This window comes from Vibrio cidicii, assembly GCF_009665415.1.
Taxonomy (GTDB): domain Bacteria; phylum Pseudomonadota; class Gammaproteobacteria; order Enterobacterales; family Vibrionaceae; genus Vibrio; species Vibrio cidicii.
Window position 1 is genome coordinate 952038 of record NZ_CP035922.1, and the last position, 16835, is coordinate 968872.

A 16835-nucleotide genomic window follows, 5' to 3' on the forward strand; every position below is an offset into this window, starting at 1 on the left:
GCTTTCTGACATTTCTCGGACAATAAAACACTGTTCAATAATTATAGTGCTATCCATGCTTTTGACTTAAACCGCAATTATCCAGAAAGGACATTGAAAAACGGAGGGTTAACATGAGTAGCACTGATTTTGAAAAACTTCGCGATGCGTTGAAAAAACTGTCTCCTTTGCAACTAAAACGCTTACAAGGAGAGATTCAACTGGCACTAGTGAAACGCAATACGGATATCCTAAGTCGAGAAGAGCGTGATGCACTGGCTAGGCTTTTTGCGTAAAGAGGCCTAAGCATAGTTGCCAGATTTGTCAAATCGCACTACCCTTGTATTAACAGATTAGTTTTTAGTCAGGTGCGCAATGGCGATTTCAGGGATTCACTCAGGATATCAAATGATTCAGCAATCTAATCGGATGGCTGGAGATGCTGCTGTAGATCTCAACAAAAATAGCCTACCTTCTTCTGCTTCCTCTTCTTCGGATCCTCTTGCTTTTAACCGGGTGGATGCTGAAACCAAACCCGCCGAGGGGAAAATAGACAAAGCAAATTTTTCTGGTGATCATACGGATGCGTTGATGAAGCTCAACCAAGCTGCACGTTATAATCGTGTCGGCGCGACGGTTATTGAACGCAACAACGACGTCATCGGCTCTTTGCTTGATATCCAAGTTTAGTGTTTTTTATTCCACTCACCCCATCAAACAATCCATAGAACGCAAGCAAGCAACATAGGCACAAAGGCGTACAACTGCTGTGTCCCCCCCCACTTTCGTTGCAGTGAGATCAGGATAGGACTGGTGAAGAACATGAAAAGTAGATAGAAGATTGCGTAGCGTTCCCCCAACCAAAACAGAAAGAAAACGTTAAGCAAAAAGTGGATCAAGATGTTCTTTTCACCAATATTGAGCTTCAAAGCCAATAAGATCGAAAACAGAGCAGCGATTAGCAAAAACATAACACACCAAATGAGAATAATTATCGTTAATTAAATTATACTCTTCACTACTGCACTGTCTAGCTATCGATCTAATAGTATCCACTTATCTATTCCTTTGGGTTATGGCCACACGGATTGAGCACCATTATTGAGTATCTTGTTTCTAAACGTTTGCGTAATCGCTAACCTTCTCTTAACCTTGATTTGAGGCTTTCATCACGGAATTTCCATTGATATAGTCAATATAGAGAAAACAAGATTAGACCATTCGAGGCACGGAGCTTCCTCACTTATCTCAAGAAGAGAAGAATTGGTACCGACATATTCGGCAAGATTTAAGAGGGTCAAATTATGGAAATGAATATGGTTGAAATTCTAGGCTACGCGGCTTCAATCATGGTGGCGATTTCGCTAACGATGAAAGACATTGTACGTCTTCGCGTACTTAACTTTATCGGCTGTGGACTGTTTACTGCCTACGGTCTGATGATCGATGCATGGCCAGTAGTTGTGACTAACGGCTTTATTGCATGTGTCAACGTGTACTTTCTTGCGAAGATGCAACAGGAAAAAAAAACTCTGACGCCTGAGAAAGCCTAACGGCCACGGCAAGCGAATTAGAAAAGCCCCTGACACAAGTTCAGGGGCTTTTATTTTCAGCCATGGTTGTTATCGCTATTGTTCGATAACTCGCTGATTTAGCAATCTTGCCAGATAATCTCTATCTCTTCGCGGCGAGAAAACATCTGTACGTGCGAGGCGATCGTCGCTTTTTGCCTCTCCAGTTTTTCTTCATCTTCAGCACAACAAATAATGGTTAAGCTCGATGTCCGTTCATCCACTTGCATCAACGACGTGCCCACAGGGAAATTCACTTCACCTTGAAATTCATCCCATTGGGCGGGGACTTTTCGCGCAAAATGACGACAGAGAGTCACCAGATATTTGCCAGCGTGCTTAGAGAAAATACGCGTTTGTTGTTTTAGCATACTTTGCTCACTGGCTGGGACAACACGATTTGCCCCAGCTGCGTTGGTTATTTAGGTTGTTAGAAAAGGTAGGCCGCAGAAAGTTTGATGTTTCGGCCCGGTTCGTAGTCGTCTAAGGTAAATCCTCTGGCAACCCCAGAGCGAGACGCGTGCGAGGTGTAGGTCTCATCAAACAGATTGTCGATACCAAAGGTAACGGTCAAACCATCGACTTTCTGTGGGATCCACTGCGCGTAGAGATTGTGAGTGTTGTACGCTTCTTTCACTGGTGCGCCAGCCGAGACATTATCTTCCTCAAGTACCAACATTGAGCTCCAACCCAATAGCACATCCCATGACGCTGCGTAGTAATCTAGGTTAAGTGCGATACTATCACCCACATCCATACTGCGTAGATTTGGCGCTAATACTACACCACCTGTCTGTTTGTTCTTGATATCAGATTTGGCGTAGGAAAGCTTACCGTTGAAAGCGTCATAACCGTATGAAACGGCCGCTTCGAAACCTTTGATCTCCACATCAGCCATGTTGTAGTAAAGGTATGACTCTGTAGCCTTATCGTATGCTTCGGCTATATAGTCATCAATATCGGTTTTAAACAGCGTCAGACTGACGCCGAACGCGTGTTTATCGACACGCTGATTAAATTTCACACCACCTTGCGTGTTTTGCCCGGTTTCCGCTTTAATATCATCGGCGAGGTAAGCAACGTCTTGAAAAGCGACAAAGGTTTCCATCAGTTCAGGGCCTTTGAACAAGGAGCGAGTGCTGGCAAATACGCTCCAAGCGTCGCTTGCTTGCCACTCGGTAGCTAGAGCCCAAGTCACATCATCAAACTTATGAGTTCCCGTTGTTGCTTCACGTTTATAGTCGTCTGAGCGCAGACCTGCGGTGATGGAGAAACGTTCCGTCAACCAAACTTGATCCTCCACAAACAGGGCGAAAGACTTGGCACTTTCTTTCATAAATCGCTTTCCGCCATAAGACGATGACGAAGTCTTATCCATGTAATCAAAACCGTATGTCAGCACATTTCTGCGCTCAGCTAGGTCAAAATTCGATACAAACTTCGCATTTACACCATCGTTTTGGTTTTCCGCCGAGTTTTTGCCAACTCGGTTAAGTTGCCATTGTCCTGCCATGACAGATTCATCACGCGTAATTTTGGTTTTAGTGGTGTAGAGCGTCACTTTGCCTTGATGTTGGTCACCGCGCAGTTCATAACCCAACGTCACCGTATCACGGTTGTACTCCGTCGGGATCAACTTATCCTGAGACAAGCCTTGGTTCGCACCGCCCGACATATCAGGTCTTGGGCTGTAATCGCCCTCATCACGATACAAATCGTAGCTCAGTTCCAAGCGATGCAGATTGCTGATCTCATAGCCTAACTTACCGAGAATATTGTAAACATCACCCGCGCTGCCAAACGTGGTGTCGCCATTTCCGTCTTTGAAATCATCTCGGGTCACATAGTTGGCATAGAGCATGTAATCAAGCGGCTCACCAAGCAGGCCGTAAAGTGTCAGTGATCTCTGCTGGCTGTCATTGCTGGCGTAGCCACCGTACACACGAACGCCAAACGAATCGTCATAACGCAGCAAATCGCGAGCATCTTTGGTTTCAAAATAGACTGAGCCACCTAGCCCGTTTTGGGCAACAGAGTTGTTCCCCACTTGAATCTCCGCCGCTTTTAAGATGTCTGGGTTGAGCGTTAAGTTACCAACGTGGTGAAACATGTTGGCATGTTGTGACGCACCGTCCAAACGAATATCCAGATCCGTTTCCCCAAGACCACGAATTGTGATGCGCTGGTTCACGGAGTGCGTTCCACCAACATCCACGCCAGGGATCTCGCGCAGCAGATCCGACATGTGATCCGCTTGCTTTAGTGAGATGTCGTCCGACACCATCGATTCTGTGTTGCTGGAAACGTGCGTTCCCCAAACGACAACGCGTTCATCACTTGCATTTTCTTGAGCAAAACTGTGCCCTGACATAATCAGACCGATTGCCAGACAAAGAGCAGAAGGTCGGAACTGACGATTATGACGTTTTTCCATTTAAAAGATTCCAATTTAAAATAGTGTGATAATGATAATAATTCGCAGTTATGATAGGTTTCATTTCTATGAACAGGAAGCGGATTTGCTTATGCAAAATCGCCTTTGAGTTATGAGGAAAGGTCAAAATGGCGCGAGTGGTAAGAAATCGAGAAAGAAGAAGAAAAATTGCCCTAACCGAGCAAATTGGAGAGCCAGGTCAACAACAAATTATTACCAAGGGGAACTCTGCCAATACGGTACTGGTTGAAGGCCAGTTTCTCAACTACCGCTACGCAGATGCGATCGCCTTGCAAGGCAGTATCAGCACCGAACTCAAAGAGAGCGAAATCGTCTCAACCGCGCAGCCATGCCTGAACTTGGTGTTTTTGCTTAGCGGCAAAGTAAAATTTGGTTTTGATAACCGCGAGTTTGAGCTCTGTGCTGCTGAACAGCCGAAAGCGATTGTGATCAATCTAGCCCAACCGACCACGTTCAGACGCACTCTGCTCGCCAACAATCAGCTCAAAAAGCTTAATATTGCTATTCATCCCGATTGGTTAAAGCACCGTTTCAGCGGCGACGAACCGATTGCTCACTTTCTCTCGCATCATTTGGCCTGCTGCGAACTGCCTTTTGCAGAAAGCATGGCAAAAGCCATCAGCGCCATCCTCGCTCTGCCAGTCTGCGACTCTTTACAGCAAAAGCTACAACTGGAGTGCCAGTCTCATTTGTTGATCGCACAGTGCTTAAATTTACTGAATGAGCAAAACTTCGAGCGCCCTACTTCAGAGCCACATCATGACTATCACAAAATCGAACAGATCCTATCCTACATTGATGCAAACTTGCACCAGCCGCTCGACCTGACTCACTTAGCCAAACGCTTTTCCATGAGCGTGTCCAATTTGCAACGCCACTTTAAACAGGCGCTCAACCTCACCATCAGCGGCTATATTCGTCATCGCCGTTTAAACATCGCCAAAATTCAGCTAGAACGTGGATTGATCAGCGTCACCGAAGCGGCGTATGAGGCGGGCTACCATCATCCATCCAATTTCACCAATGCCTTTAAGCGCACATTTGGCATCACTCCCAATGAGATTGCACAAAAACCGCTACTCAGTACAATCAAGGGAAACAGCGCAGCCTGAGGTAACGATGAATATTGGTGCAATTGCAAAGTTAACCGGATTATCCAGCAAATCGATCCGCATGTATGAAGAGAAGGGGCTGATATCGCCGCCGCTGCGCAGCGATTCAGGCTATCGCGAATATGGGGCAAAACACATTCAGGAACTCAACCTCATTTCTCGTGCTAAACAGGCAGGGTTTTCGCTGCAAGAGTGCAAGGAGTTTGTGCAATTGGCCGAGAATCCTGAGCGAAAGAGCAGCGAAGTCAAAGCAAGAACCAAAGAAAAACTGGCTGAAGTGGAACAGAAAATCGCCCATTTACAGGAAATCAAGCAGCAACTGGAGAGTTGGATCACGGCTTGTCCGGGAAATACTGATAGCCACTGCCCGATTTTAGACGATTTGACGCGCTAAGCTAGGCGTTCAGTTCGAGTGGGTTCAAACGCGTTGAACCCACGGACAGAGATCAGTAGTAGGTGCACATCCGTTTGCCTTGCTGCTCAATGACGTGAAAGGGCGTTTCGTAGATCTGTTCGAGAACCTGCGCTTGGATCACCTCATCAACCGGACCATTTGCCACAATCTTGCCCTGTTTGAGCGCGATGATGTTGTCTGAATAACAGGAAGCAAAGTTAATATCATGGATAACCACCACCACCGCTTTGTTCATCTCTCTGGCTAACTGACCAATCGTTCGCATGATTTGCAGCGAATGCCGAATATCGAGGTTGTTGAGTGGCTCATCGAGAAACACATAATCGGTATCTTGCGCAATGACCATGGCGATAAACGCGAGCTGACGCTGGCCACCGCTGAGCTCATCCAAATACTTGTGCTGGATCTCTTGCAAATCAAGATAGGCGATTGCTTGATCGATCTCCTGTTCATCTTGGGCGGTTAAACGCCCGCCACAGTGGGGAAAACGGCCAAAAGCGACCATTTCGCGAATGGTAAAACGCATGGTAATGCTGTTGGCCTGACGTAACACCGCCAATTTTTTCGCCAGCGCTTTGGTGTCCCAGTCACTCAACTCTTTGCAATCAATGAACACTGAACCGCCATCGCGCTGTGTCAGCCTAGAAGCCATTGAAAGCAATGTACTTTTACCTGCGCCATTCGGGCCAATAATCGAGGTAACTTTGCCTTTTTCAAACTGCGCACTGGCCTTATCCACAACGGTTTGTTTACCAAAATGTTTGGTGATTTTTTCTAAAGTAATCATAAGCTTTCTTAAACAATACGGTTACGCAGCAGCATGGAAATAAAGTACACGCCACCGATAAAATTGATGATCACGCTCAAGGTGGTTTGAAACGCCAGTACATTCTCCACCATCCATTGACCAACGAGCAGCGCACACACCGCGAATAGCGCGCACCCTGGAAGCAAAATCGTATGGCGATAGGTACGGAAAATCTCCCTCGCTAAGTTCGTCACCAACAAACCAAAAAACATGATAGGGCCAACCAGCGCAGTGGAGATAGCAACCAACAGCGCACTGTAGAGCAACACGCGCTTGGTGACACGGTCTACATCGATGCCTAGGCTCACCGCGTTGTCTCTATCGAGCCAAAAGACATCCAACACATGGCTCATTCTCAGCAGTAAGAAGGTCGCAAGCAACAACATCGGCGTGACAAACAGTACCAGACCACCATCAACATGGTTAAAGCTGGCAAACATACTCGCCTGCACTGCCGCAAAGTCGTTCGGGTCCATCACCATCATAAAAAACGCAGCGACGTTGGCAAAGAGCTGACCAAGGATCAAGCCGACCAGCAACAACGTGATCAAGTTGCGTTCACCGCGTTGAAAATAAAAGCCAAACAACGCAATGGAAAACAGCACCATCACCACGGCGGACAACGTGAAGTTCAAATACACATTGAGAACGAGATGGCTAACGGTGCCAAAACCGACCACAATCAGCGTTTGAGTGAGCAAATACAGATTATCGAAGCCTAAAATGCTCGGCGTTAGGATGCGGTTGTGTGTGACGGTTTGGAATACCAAAGAGGCTTGAGCTACCGCAATTCCCGCTAAGATCATCGCCAACACTTTAGGGAAACGGCGTGAAAGGAAATAGTGATAATTATCCACCGTTAACCCTTTACCGAGAAACAGCGCAGCAAAAAGAAGTGCGATGAACAGCATCACCAAAAGCTTACTGCGGTCAGACACGCTGCTTACCTCCGAGTAATAGATAAATAAACACGCCGCCACCAAGAATGGCAATCACCATCGAAATTGGTATTTCATATGGGAAGATAATCAGACGTCCAATAATATCGCAGCACAAGACGATCAAAGCGCCATACAAGGCGGTAAGCGGGATGTTGCGGCTCAGATTGTCGCCATAAAAATGGCTGACTAGATTTGGTACGATCAAGCCCAAAAACGGCAGCTGTCCGACAATCATCACCACGCTTGCGGTCATCACTGACACCAGCAGCACACCGATCACCACCACTTGCTGATAGTTGAGTCCAAGATTGATGGCAAACTCTTTTCCAAGGCCAACGGCAGAAATGCGCGTGGCATAGAGATAACTAAAAATGGCAACAGGCACAGCGATATACAGCAACTCGTAGTCGCCCTGTAACAGGTTGGCAAAGTTCGCGACAGACCAACCTGATAGATTCTGCATTGCATCATATTTGTAGGCGATAAAGTGGGCTGCCGATTCCATAACATTGCCGAAAATGATGCCCACCAACGGAACGAACACGGCGTTCTTAAACTGAATGTGCTGGATGACAGAGACAAACATCAAGGTGCCAACCATGGCGCTACCAAATACCATGAGCCAACTGTTGCCATGGCCAAAAAGAACCAAACTGAGCACATAGCCAAGCATGGCGCATTCAATCGTGCCGGAGGTGGATGGCGCAGCAAAACGGTTTTGACTTATCTGCTGCATGATTAGGCCAGCGATGCTCAGCCCTGCACCAGAAAGCAAAATGGCGAGCAAACGAGGGATTCGACTGGTAAACAATAAGTTGAGGGCTTCTTCATCGCCAGCGAGCAGCTTTTGGAGTGAGACATCGCCCACTCCAACAAACATTGACGCTAAGGCGCAAAAAAACACAACAAGCAATAACTTTTTCAAAGTTAACCTCTGCCTGTGTGGATTAAAGATTCACAGATTTCTTGATGTCAGCGATCATTTGTTCGGTCGCCGTCACACCAGCAATCGAAAGGTACCACGCATCGAGATCCAAATAGGTCATGCGTTTGTCCTGAAAAGCTTTAGTCGACTTGATGAGGGCGTTGTCAAACTCCTGAGCTGTTTTGCTTTCGCCTTTGTTGACTAACTTGTCTCGGTCAATGATAAACAGCGTGCTCGGGTTCGCTTTACTGATAAATTCATAGGAAACCAGATCACCATGACTGCCCGTTTTTAGCCCCGCCACCGTCTCTTTGAAACCAAAATCTTTGTAAATCGCTTCAAAGCGTGACTCAGAACCGAATGCCGTGATGTTGCCACCTGAGCTCATCACTGTCAGAGCGTCACTCTGATGTTGCTCGTTATAAGCGTGCAGTGCTTTAAACTGCTGGTCAAGTTGCTCAATTTTTTGCTCAACTTTGTCACTAATGGCAAATACTTGGCCGAGATTACGCCACTGCTGCTGCGTACTTTTCCAATAACCTTGTTGTTGGTCGACTGCAAATACCACCGTAGGCGCAATTTCCGACAACTCTTTGTACTTAGTCGCCGCACGAGGGCCAACAATGATCAGATCCGGCTTTTGCATGTAGATGGTTTCAAAATCCGGCTCAAAAAAACTGCCTGCAGAAACAAATTTCGCTTGCTGATATTTACTCAAGTAATTCGGAATCACCGACGCTTTCGCCACCGCAATCGGCTCAATACCGAAGTAGTCGACCGCGTCCAGTGCACCGTTGCCGATCACCACAACCCGCTGTGGTACTTTAGATAAAGTGGTTTTGCCCATTTGATGTTCAATAGTGACGTCATGGGCTAGAGCTGTTGTAGAAAAGAGCCCTGTGAGCAAAACCATGCCTAAGTATTTTTTCATATCATTAACCTTAATGAGACCGATTATCATGCGCGTTGGCAATATACAGATTGTCACACGGATATTCAACTCATCTCTAGCCATTCAATAAAACGGTGCGGTTTACCACTCTGCAAGGTAAACAAAAGGAGCGGCTGTCGCTCAGCTACGCTCCTTGATTGTGCCTTGATATCGCTATTCTTCGCTGAGTGATGCGTTGCTTAGCTATAGGGAATTAAAGTGTGACGTAAACATTGTGGTATCAACACTGTCAACCAATAGACCAACCCCGCAGAAATCCAAAAGATATTGATCCAACTGAGACGAGAGTTCGAGATGCCTTTGGTATCGCCCATAATGTCATTGATCATCTTCTGCAAAAGATAGAGTGCGCGACAAGCAAACGGTAGACTGATCATACTGAGATAAAATGACGAGGGTAGCCCGATACTTTGCTGCGAGAGTCGATCACCGACTCGCCCGAGCAACACAAAACCGATGTATTGACTAGCCAGCCACCCCATCTCTTTGAGATAGCTGACTCTTAGTTCCGGATCAAGAGATGCTACCATACGCTTGATCAGCGAGGGAAAAAACAGAATATCCAAAAGTGCACGTGGAAATAACCATATGCTTAACTGATTATTTTTTTTAAACCCCCACCAGTTCTTGTAACACCAATAAAATCCATAAAGACCAAACGTAGCCAGATAGAGCGTGATAAACTTCCCCTTAGAGACGATGTAAAAAGAGCGAATAAACGATTGTTGATGATTTGTTGTGGACATTTTATATTTCATAGTGATTATAGTTATATTGGGCTCAATATTTTCTTAACTATTACAAGCAATGCAATTACATTACGGTCGCCCATAAAACGTTAAGTTTCATGAAGATAAATTCATAACCTTCATTATATCCACTCTTAAGACCTAGTCAGCATTATAATTGTCATTCGATGACTAATTAATGTGATTTAAGTGATATTCACACACACTTCAGTAGATTTCTCTTATATAATTGGGAAAATTAAAATTATTTCCTGCTTATTTTATTCGTGATAAATATTACATTATTCCCATATCGAAAACGGTAAAAACCAATAATCACAAAATAGAACATTAATTAAACTCTATCGTAAGCGTCATTCTGACATTGGGTTGACCTATGGGCGAGCAATGATTAAGATCACACTTTTAACAAAGCACAGCAAAAGATAAGCCGTAAACTCAGCGAGCGGCTCTGCTTTATTCCTTTTGCCAATGGCTTTGTACCCCACTTTTTATGACAACCTTTTATAGAGAATGAACATGTTACATACCATCAAACGCGATTGGTTTTCCAATGTGCGAGGCGATTTGCTGGCAGGCCTTGTGGTGGCCCTAGCACTCGTGCCGGAAGCCATTGCGTTTTCGATCATTGCAGGCGTCGATCCGAAAGTCGGCCTTTATGCATCTTTTAGTATTGCGGTGATCATCGCGTTTGTTGGTGGACGCCCGGGGATGATTTCAGCGGCGACCGGAGCCATGGCGCTCGTTATGGTCACTTTAGTCAAAGAACACGGCTTGCAATATTTGCTCGCAGCGACCGTCTTGACGGGTGTAATTCAGATCATCGCTGGCTACCTGCGACTGGGCGATCTGATGCGTTTTGTTTCTCGTTCCGTCGTCACGGGTTTTGTTAACGCGCTGGCTATTTTGATTTTTATGGCCCAATTGCCAGAACTGACCAACGTCACTTGGCACGTTTACGCCATGACCGCCGCTGGCCTCGGAATTATTTATCTGTTCCCGTACGTACCATATGTCGGCAAACTGCTCCCCTCACCTTTGGTGTGCATCATCTCCTTAACGGCAGTGGCCATCACGTTTGGTATTGATGTGCGCACCGTTGGTGATATGGGCGAGCTGCCCGACACTCTGCCGATTTTCTTATGGCCCGATGTGCCGATGACACTCGAAACGCTGATGATCATTTTGCCTTATTCCTTTGCACTGGCGATTGTTGGCCTGCTTGAATCGATGATGACCGCAACGATTGTCGATGACTTGACCGATACCAGCAGCGATAAGAACCGCGAGTGCAAAGGCCAAGGTATCGCCAACATCGCAACCGGTTTTATTGGCGGTATGGGCGGCTGCGCCATGATTGGCCAATCCATTATTAACGTGAAATCGGGGGGGCGTGGCCGTCTGTCGACCTTCTGCGCGGGCCTGTTCCTCATCATCTTTGTGGTGTTTTTGAGTGATTGGCTCAAACAGATCCCAATGGCTGCGTTGGTTGCCGTAATGATCATGGTTTCGATTGGTACCTTCTCTTGGAGCTCAGTCAAAGAGCTGAAAACCCACCCACTGTCGACCAATATTGTGATGATCGCTACCGTGGCTGTCGTGGTCGTGACGCACAACCTAGCCATCGGTGTGTTTGTCGGCGTACTACTAGCCTCTCTGTTCTTTGCCAATAAAATTGGCCGTTTCATGGTAGTGAAAAGCCAACTGGCTGAAAACGGCGAAGAGCGTACTTATCAGATTGTTGGACAAGTCTTTTTTGCCTCTTCAGATCAATTTTTGCAATCGTTCGACTTCAAAGAGGCACTGGAGCGTGTCACTATCGATCTCTCTGCGGCGCATTTCTGGGACATCACGTCGGTTTCATCTTTAGATCGCGTGGTGATTAAGTTCCGCCGCGAAGGTACCCAAGTGAATCTCATCGGCATGAACGAAGCCACCGCGACCATCGTGGATAAATTTGGCATTCACGATAAACCAGAAGAAGTAGAAAAACTCATGGGCGGACATTAAGGAGCACATCATGACCCATATTATCGCCTGTATCGATGGTTCAACTTACTCGCAGTCTGTCGCTGAACTCGGCGCTTGGACGGCGAAAAGCCTTAATGCCCCGCTCACCCTGCTGCATGTGCTCGACAAATCAGAGCAAGAAACGACGAGTGAACTGTCGGGCAACATCGGCCTTGGCAGCCGTGAGCACCTGCTGCAAGAGCTGATTGAACTGGATGAAAAGCGCGCTAAAGTCGCCCTTCAGCATGGCAAAGCGCTGCTAAATGATCTGCAAGAGCAACTGCACAGCTCGGGTTTGCACGATGTGACTAAGCTGCAAAAACATGGTCATTTGTTGGAAACCTTATTGGATTTGGAAGCTGAGACTCGCGTTTTGGTGGTGGGCAAGTCAGGCGATTTGCATAAAAACGACACCTTAGCGATCGGTTCACAACTCGAAAGTGTGGTTCGTTCAATCAAAGCCCATATCCTAGTGGCAACAGGCCAGTTTGTGCAACCAACCAGCTACTTACTGGCGTTTGACGGCAGCGAAGTCAGCCAGAAATTAGTCGAAAAGGCGCTCAAAACGCCACTGCTCGCAGGAATGGTTTGCCACTTGATCATGGTGGAAGATGCCAACGATAAAGCGCAAGCGTTTAACCAAGCCGCTGCAACATTACGTGAAAGCGGCATTGAGGTCACGCAAGCCACTTTGCAAGGCGACGTTCATCGCGCCATCTTAGATTATCAGCAACAGCATCAGCTGGGCATGATTGTGATGGGCGCTTACGGCCACTCTAAATTGCGCCAGTTTTTCTTAGGCAGCAATACCACTCGGCTGCTGGCCGAATCTCACGTGCCAATGTTACTGATTCGTTGATGCCCCCAAAGCCTTGTCCTCTGACAGGGCTTTGTTCTTTTTCTCGTGCGCTTTTCTCCAAATAACTAAAATGCGTTCTGTAACGCGTTTTTTGTTTTTATTTCATCAGAACTCGGTATAGTACGCGCCCCAAGACGCACTTTTTCCACGCGAGGTTTGCAACGTGACGACTCCTTTTTCGACCTTACCACTCAAAGATGAACTGCTAGCAACGCTCGATTCTTTAGGCTACACCGAGATGACGCCAATTCAAGCGCAAAGCCTGCCGTCGGTCTTGGCGGGAGAAGATGTGATCGGTCAGGGCAAAACCGGCTCGGGTAAAACCGCAACATTTGCCTTGGGCCTGTTGAGCAACCTCAATGTGCAGCGCTTTCGCGTGCAATCTTTGGTACTGTGCCCAACACGAGAACTCGCCGACCAAGTCGCCAGCGAAATTCGCACGCTGGCGCGTGGCATTCACAACATTAAAGTGCTGACACTGTGCGGCGGTATGCCAATGGGGCCGCAAATTGGTTCGCTCGAACATGGCGCCCATATTCTGGTTGGCACACCGGGGCGCATTTTGGATCACATGTCCAAAGGACGCATCAACTTAGACGAGCTCAATACGCTGGTATTGGATGAAGCTGACCGCATGCTGGAAATGGGCTTCCAAGATGCCATCGACGCCATCATCGATGCCGCGCCCAGCCAGCGTCAAACCTTGCTGTTCAGCGCCACCTTCCCGAGCGAGATCGAAACCATCGCCGCCAAAGTGATGAAACAGCCGAAATGGGTCAAAGTCGAATCGACTCATCAGCAATCGACTATCGAGCAACGTTTCTATCAACTAGAAAGCACCGAAGAGCGTGACGATGCGCTGGAAGCATTGCTTCTCACCCATCGTGCAGAATCTTGTGTGGTCTTTTGCAACACCAAGAAAGAAGTGCAAAACGTGACGGATGAGCTGCATAACCGCAAATTCAGCGTAATCGAACTACACGGTGATATGGAGCAGCGCGAACGCGAACGTGCGCTGACCATGTTCGCCAATAAGAGCATTTCGATTCTGGTCGCCACCGATGTGGCGGCGCGTGGACTGGATGTCGATAACCTCGATGCGGTGATCAACTTCGAACTGTCACGCGATCCAGAAGTGCATGTGCACCGTATCGGCCGTACAGGTCGCGCCGGTTCGAAAGGGATTGCCATCAGCTTTTACAGTGAGAAAGAGCTGTATCGCATTGAACGTATTGAAGAATATATGGGTATTGACGTGCACCCGGCTAAGTTGCCGCAACCTGAAAATCACAAACCCTATTATCCAGCGATGCGCACCATTCAGATCCTTGGCGGCAAAAAAGAGAAAGTGCGCGCTGGGGATATTCTCGGCTCATTAACCAAAGAAGCGGGCATTGATGGAAAATTGATCGGGAAGATCAATATCCTGCCGATGGTCTCTTATGTGGCAGTCGACAATTCTGTGGTTAAGCAAGCCGAACAACAACTGCAAAATGGCAAAATGAAAGGGCGTAATTTTAAAGCCCGCATCATGAAGTAGTGGTCTGAACGACCTCTTTTGCCCTGTTTTGATTTTCATCACCGCCGAACCTTTCGGCGGTGTTTGTTTTTAACTTGTCGCTTTGGCTTTTTTGTTCAAATACCAAACTAGACGACTGGTCTAATTTCATCTATAGTGCTCAACATGAATAGCAAAACTTCCGATACTCGCCAGCAAATCCTCAATGTTGGCTACCAACTCGTCGTTAACCAAGGCTTCACCGCCGTTGGCCTTTCACTGTTGCTCAAAGAAGCGGGCGTACCCAAAGGCTCGTTTTATCACTATTTCAAATCGAAAGAACAGTTTGGTCAGGCTCTAATTGAAAGCTACTTCCAGCATTATCTTGCGCAGTTAGAAGCAATTGTCGGCAACCGCGCGCAATCAGGCTACCACAGTTTGCTTGATTACTTTTCTCGCTGGTTAACGGTTGAACAAGGGGTTTGCAACGCCAACCGTTGTCTGGTGGTAAAACTCAGTGCTGAAGTGTCCGATCTCTCAGACAGCATGCGCCATGCGTTGTCTGTTGGCGCACAGCGTGTGATCGCCACCTTGGCCGAGGCCATTCAGCGTGGTATCGAAGATGGCTCTATTGAGGTTGCGGATGCCGCAGCCACCGCGCAGCAGCTCTATCAGCAATGGCTTGGAGCAAGCTTGCTCAATAAATTAATGCAAGACCAACACCATTTAGAACACTGTTTGGCCTCCACCAAACAGATACTGCGCCGTCAGGCGTAACCAATCCGTATTAACCCGTCCTACTGTGGACGGGATTTTTGCAACCAACAACTAGACGACTGGTCTAATATAAAGGAAAAAGACATGGCTCTCTCTACAAATCGCCAAATCGTCCTCGCTTCACGCCCAGTGGGCGCACCGAGCGCGGAAAACTTTCGCTTAGTTGAAAGTAATATCCCCTCGCCTGCAGCCGGAGAAATCTTACTTCGATCGGTTTATCTGTCACTCGATCCTTACATGCGCGGCCGCATGAGCGACGCTAAGTCATACGCCGAGCCAGTGGCGATTGATCAAGTGATGGTCGGCGGTACTGTTTGCCAAGTCGAGGCCTCACAGCATCCAGAATTTGAAGTCGGTGAATGGGTGTTGGCGTACACAGGTTGGCAAGATTACGCCCTTTCCAACGGTGAAGGCTTGATTAAACTCGGCAAAACACCAGCCCATCCCTCTTACGCGCTGGGCGTCATGGGTATGCCGGGCTTTACTGCCTACATGGGTTTATTGGACATCGGTCAGCCCAAAGCGGGCGACACACTGGTTGTGGCTGCTGCAACAGGCGCGGTTGGCTCTATGGTTGGGCAGATTGGCAAACTCAAAGGCTGTCGCGTGATTGGTATTGCGGGCGGCGAGGAGAAGTGTCAATTTGCCAAACAGACCTTAGGGTTTGACGAGTGTTTGGACCACAAAGCCGCAAATTTTGCCGAGCAGCTCGCTCGAGTGTGTGATAAAGGCATTGATATCTATTTTGAAAATGTCGGCGGTAAAGTGTTTGATGCCGTCTTACCGCTGCTCAATAGCGGTGCGCGCGTGCCTCTGTGTGGACTCATTTCACAATATAATGCAACCTCACTGCCTGAAGGCCCGGATCGCATGTCGATGTTGATGGCACAACTGCTGATCAAGCGCATCAAGATGCAAGGCTTTATCATTTTTGATGATTACGCCCATCGCTACGGCGAATTTGCCACGGATATGTCACAGTGGTTGGCAGAAGGTAAGATTCATTATCGTGAGCATTTAGTACAAGGTTTAGAAAATGCCGCCGACGCCTTTATTGGCCTGCTTGAAGGAAAGAACTTCGGCAAGCTGGTTGTGCAAACCAATCAACCACGCTAGGAGACGATGATGATCACCTTACATCACCTAAATAAATCCCGCTCTAAACGCATTATTTGGTTACTGGAAGAGCTGGGCGTTGAGTATCAAATCGTCCCGTATCAACGTGATAGTGTCACTTTTTTAGCACCGCCCGAGCTGAAAGCGATCCATCCACTGGGTAAATCGCCGGTGCTTGAAGAGAATGGTCAAGTGATCACCGAGTCCGGCGCCATCACGGAATATCTGATTGGTAAATACGCCGCCGAGCGTTTAGCACCAGCCAAAGAGAGCAAGGAATACATTGAGTATCTGCAATGGTTACACTTTGCCGAAAGCTCCGGTATGTTACCCTTGCTGCTGAAAGTGTTTCTCCTCAAAGACGGGGCAGAAACCAAGTTCTTAGCACCGTATGCAGACAGTGAAATCAGCAAGATACTGGGCTACGTAGAGCAAAGCCTCCAAGGCAAAACCTACCTTGTGGCTGAGAAGCTGACTGGCGCCGACATCATGATGTCGTTCATTGTTGAGATCGCCGCACAGTTTGGTTTGCTGGCGCACTACCCGAATCTGGCGCGCTACGGCGAAACGCTCGCCGCCCATCCTTGCTTTCAAAAAGCGCAAGCGCTTGAGCTGCAATACCAGTAGCCAAGCACATACTGCCTTTGCCAGCCGCACCACGGCTGGCT

Annotated in this window: 19 protein-coding genes; 11 read left to right on the plus strand and 8 right to left on the minus strand. The window is 47.5% G+C overall.

What is annotated here, in order from left to right; genetic code table 11:
- The first annotated feature begins 113 nt into the window (after nucleotides 1-113).
- Both EWA64_RS19775 and EWA64_RS19780 read left to right on the plus strand, forming a co-directional pair.
- Nucleotides 114-275: a hypothetical protein gene (locus EWA64_RS19775; RefSeq protein ID WP_167520827.1), complete on the plus strand. Its 162-nt coding sequence runs from the start codon at nucleotides 114-116 to the stop codon at nucleotides 273-275.
- A 79-nt stretch (nucleotides 276-354) separates the two neighbouring features.
- Nucleotides 355-669, plus strand: coding sequence for a hypothetical protein (locus EWA64_RS19780; RefSeq protein ID WP_061894517.1), 315 nt, complete (start codon nucleotides 355-357; stop codon nucleotides 667-669).
- Between the two features lie 23 nt (nucleotides 670-692).
- On the opposite strand, the gene EWA64_RS19785 is transcribed toward EWA64_RS19780, so the two are convergent.
- Nucleotides 693-950 (minus strand): hypothetical protein, encoded by a 258-nt coding sequence (locus EWA64_RS19785; protein WP_061894516.1) that lies wholly within the window; start codon nucleotides 948-950, stop codon nucleotides 693-695.
- A 333-nt stretch (nucleotides 951-1283) separates the two neighbouring features.
- Here EWA64_RS19785 and EWA64_RS19790 point away from each other — a divergent pair, with 333 nt between their 5' ends.
- Complete coding sequence (locus tag EWA64_RS19790) at nucleotides 1284-1532, plus strand: YgjV family protein (RefSeq protein WP_039427357.1); 249 nt, start codon at nucleotides 1284-1286, stop codon at nucleotides 1530-1532.
- Nucleotides 1533-1630: 98 nt separating this feature from the next.
- Here the strand turns inward: EWA64_RS19790 and EWA64_RS19795 are convergent, their stop codons facing one another.
- Complete coding sequence (locus EWA64_RS19795) at nucleotides 1631-1921, minus strand: DUF2218 domain-containing protein (protein ID WP_061894515.1); 291 nt, start codon at nucleotides 1919-1921, stop codon at nucleotides 1631-1633.
- Between the two features lie 59 nt (nucleotides 1922-1980).
- The gene (locus tag EWA64_RS19800) at nucleotides 1981-3984 is read right to left on the minus strand and encodes a TonB-dependent siderophore receptor (RefSeq protein WP_061894514.1); all 2004 of its coding nucleotides are present in this window, start codon (nucleotides 3982-3984) and stop codon (nucleotides 1981-1983) included.
- 128 nt (nucleotides 3985-4112) lie between these two features.
- On the opposite strand from EWA64_RS19800, the gene EWA64_RS19805 reads away from it, so the two are divergent.
- Nucleotides 4113-5117 carry a helix-turn-helix domain-containing protein gene (locus EWA64_RS19805; RefSeq protein ID WP_052072695.1) on the plus strand — a complete coding sequence of 335 codons (1005 nt, stop codon included), beginning with the start codon at nucleotides 4113-4115 and terminating at the stop codon, nucleotides 5115-5117.
- Between the two features lie 7 nt (nucleotides 5118-5124).
- Complete coding sequence (cueR, locus tag EWA64_RS19810) at nucleotides 5125-5511, plus strand: Cu(I)-responsive transcriptional regulator (protein ID WP_039427353.1); 387 nt, start codon at nucleotides 5125-5127, stop codon at nucleotides 5509-5511.
- Nucleotides 5512-5563: 52 nt separating this feature from the next.
- Here the strand turns inward: cueR and vctC are convergent, their stop codons facing one another.
- The 5 genes from vctC to EWA64_RS19835 form a co-directional block, all read right to left on the minus strand.
- The gene (gene vctC / locus EWA64_RS19815) at nucleotides 5564-6319 is read right to left on the minus strand and encodes an iron chelate ABC transporter ATP-binding protein VctC (RefSeq protein WP_039427351.1); all 756 of its coding nucleotides are present in this window, start codon (nucleotides 6317-6319) and stop codon (nucleotides 5564-5566) included.
- Nucleotides 6320-6327: 8 nt separating this feature from the next.
- Complete coding sequence (locus tag EWA64_RS19820; RefSeq protein ID WP_061894513.1) at nucleotides 6328-7278, minus strand: iron chelate uptake ABC transporter family permease subunit; 951 nt, start codon at nucleotides 7276-7278, stop codon at nucleotides 6328-6330.
- Nucleotides 7271-8206, minus strand: coding sequence for an iron chelate uptake ABC transporter permease subunit VctD (gene vctD, locus EWA64_RS19825; RefSeq protein WP_061894512.1), 936 nt, complete (start codon nucleotides 8204-8206; stop codon nucleotides 7271-7273). The genes EWA64_RS19820 and vctD overlap by 8 nt, the downstream gene beginning before the upstream one ends.
- Nucleotides 8207-8228: 22 nt before the next feature.
- Nucleotides 8229-9137: a siderophore ABC transporter substrate-binding protein gene (locus EWA64_RS19830; protein WP_061894511.1), complete on the minus strand. Its 909-nt coding sequence runs from the start codon at nucleotides 9135-9137 to the stop codon at nucleotides 8229-8231.
- 200 nt (nucleotides 9138-9337) lie between these two features.
- Nucleotides 9338-9904, minus strand: a complete 567-nt coding sequence (locus EWA64_RS19835; protein WP_061894510.1) for a hypothetical protein — start codon at nucleotides 9902-9904, stop codon at nucleotides 9338-9340.
- A gap of 522 nt (nucleotides 9905-10426) precedes the next feature.
- Between EWA64_RS19835 and EWA64_RS19840 the strand changes: the two genes are divergently transcribed.
- The 6 genes from EWA64_RS19840 (at nucleotide 10427) to EWA64_RS19865 (ending at nucleotide 16794) form a co-directional block, all read left to right on the plus strand.
- On the plus strand, nucleotides 10427-11917 hold the full coding sequence (locus EWA64_RS19840; RefSeq protein ID WP_039427345.1) for a SulP family inorganic anion transporter: 1491 nt from the start codon (nucleotides 10427-10429) through the stop codon (nucleotides 11915-11917).
- A gap of 10 nt (nucleotides 11918-11927) precedes the next feature.
- Nucleotides 11928-12776, plus strand: a complete 849-nt coding sequence (locus EWA64_RS19845) for a universal stress protein (protein WP_061894509.1) — start codon at nucleotides 11928-11930, stop codon at nucleotides 12774-12776.
- A gap of 163 nt (nucleotides 12777-12939) precedes the next feature.
- Nucleotides 12940-14316: an ATP-dependent RNA helicase DbpA gene (gene dbpA, locus EWA64_RS19850; protein ID WP_061894508.1), complete on the plus strand. Its 1377-nt coding sequence runs from the start codon at nucleotides 12940-12942 to the stop codon at nucleotides 14314-14316.
- 144 nt (nucleotides 14317-14460) lie between these two features.
- Nucleotides 14461-15051, plus strand: coding sequence for a TetR/AcrR family transcriptional regulator (locus tag EWA64_RS19855; protein ID WP_061894507.1), 591 nt, complete (start codon nucleotides 14461-14463; stop codon nucleotides 15049-15051).
- Between the two features lie 84 nt (nucleotides 15052-15135).
- Nucleotides 15136-16167 carry an NADPH-dependent curcumin/dihydrocurcumin reductase gene (curA, locus tag EWA64_RS19860; RefSeq protein ID WP_061894506.1) on the plus strand — a complete coding sequence of 344 codons (1032 nt, stop codon included), beginning with the start codon at nucleotides 15136-15138 and terminating at the stop codon, nucleotides 16165-16167.
- Nucleotides 16168-16176: 9 nt separating this feature from the next.
- A complete protein-coding gene (locus tag EWA64_RS19865; protein WP_061894505.1) occupies nucleotides 16177-16794 on the plus strand; it encodes a glutathione S-transferase family protein in 618 nt (205 codons plus the stop codon).
- Nucleotides 16795-16835 lie beyond the last annotated feature (41 nt).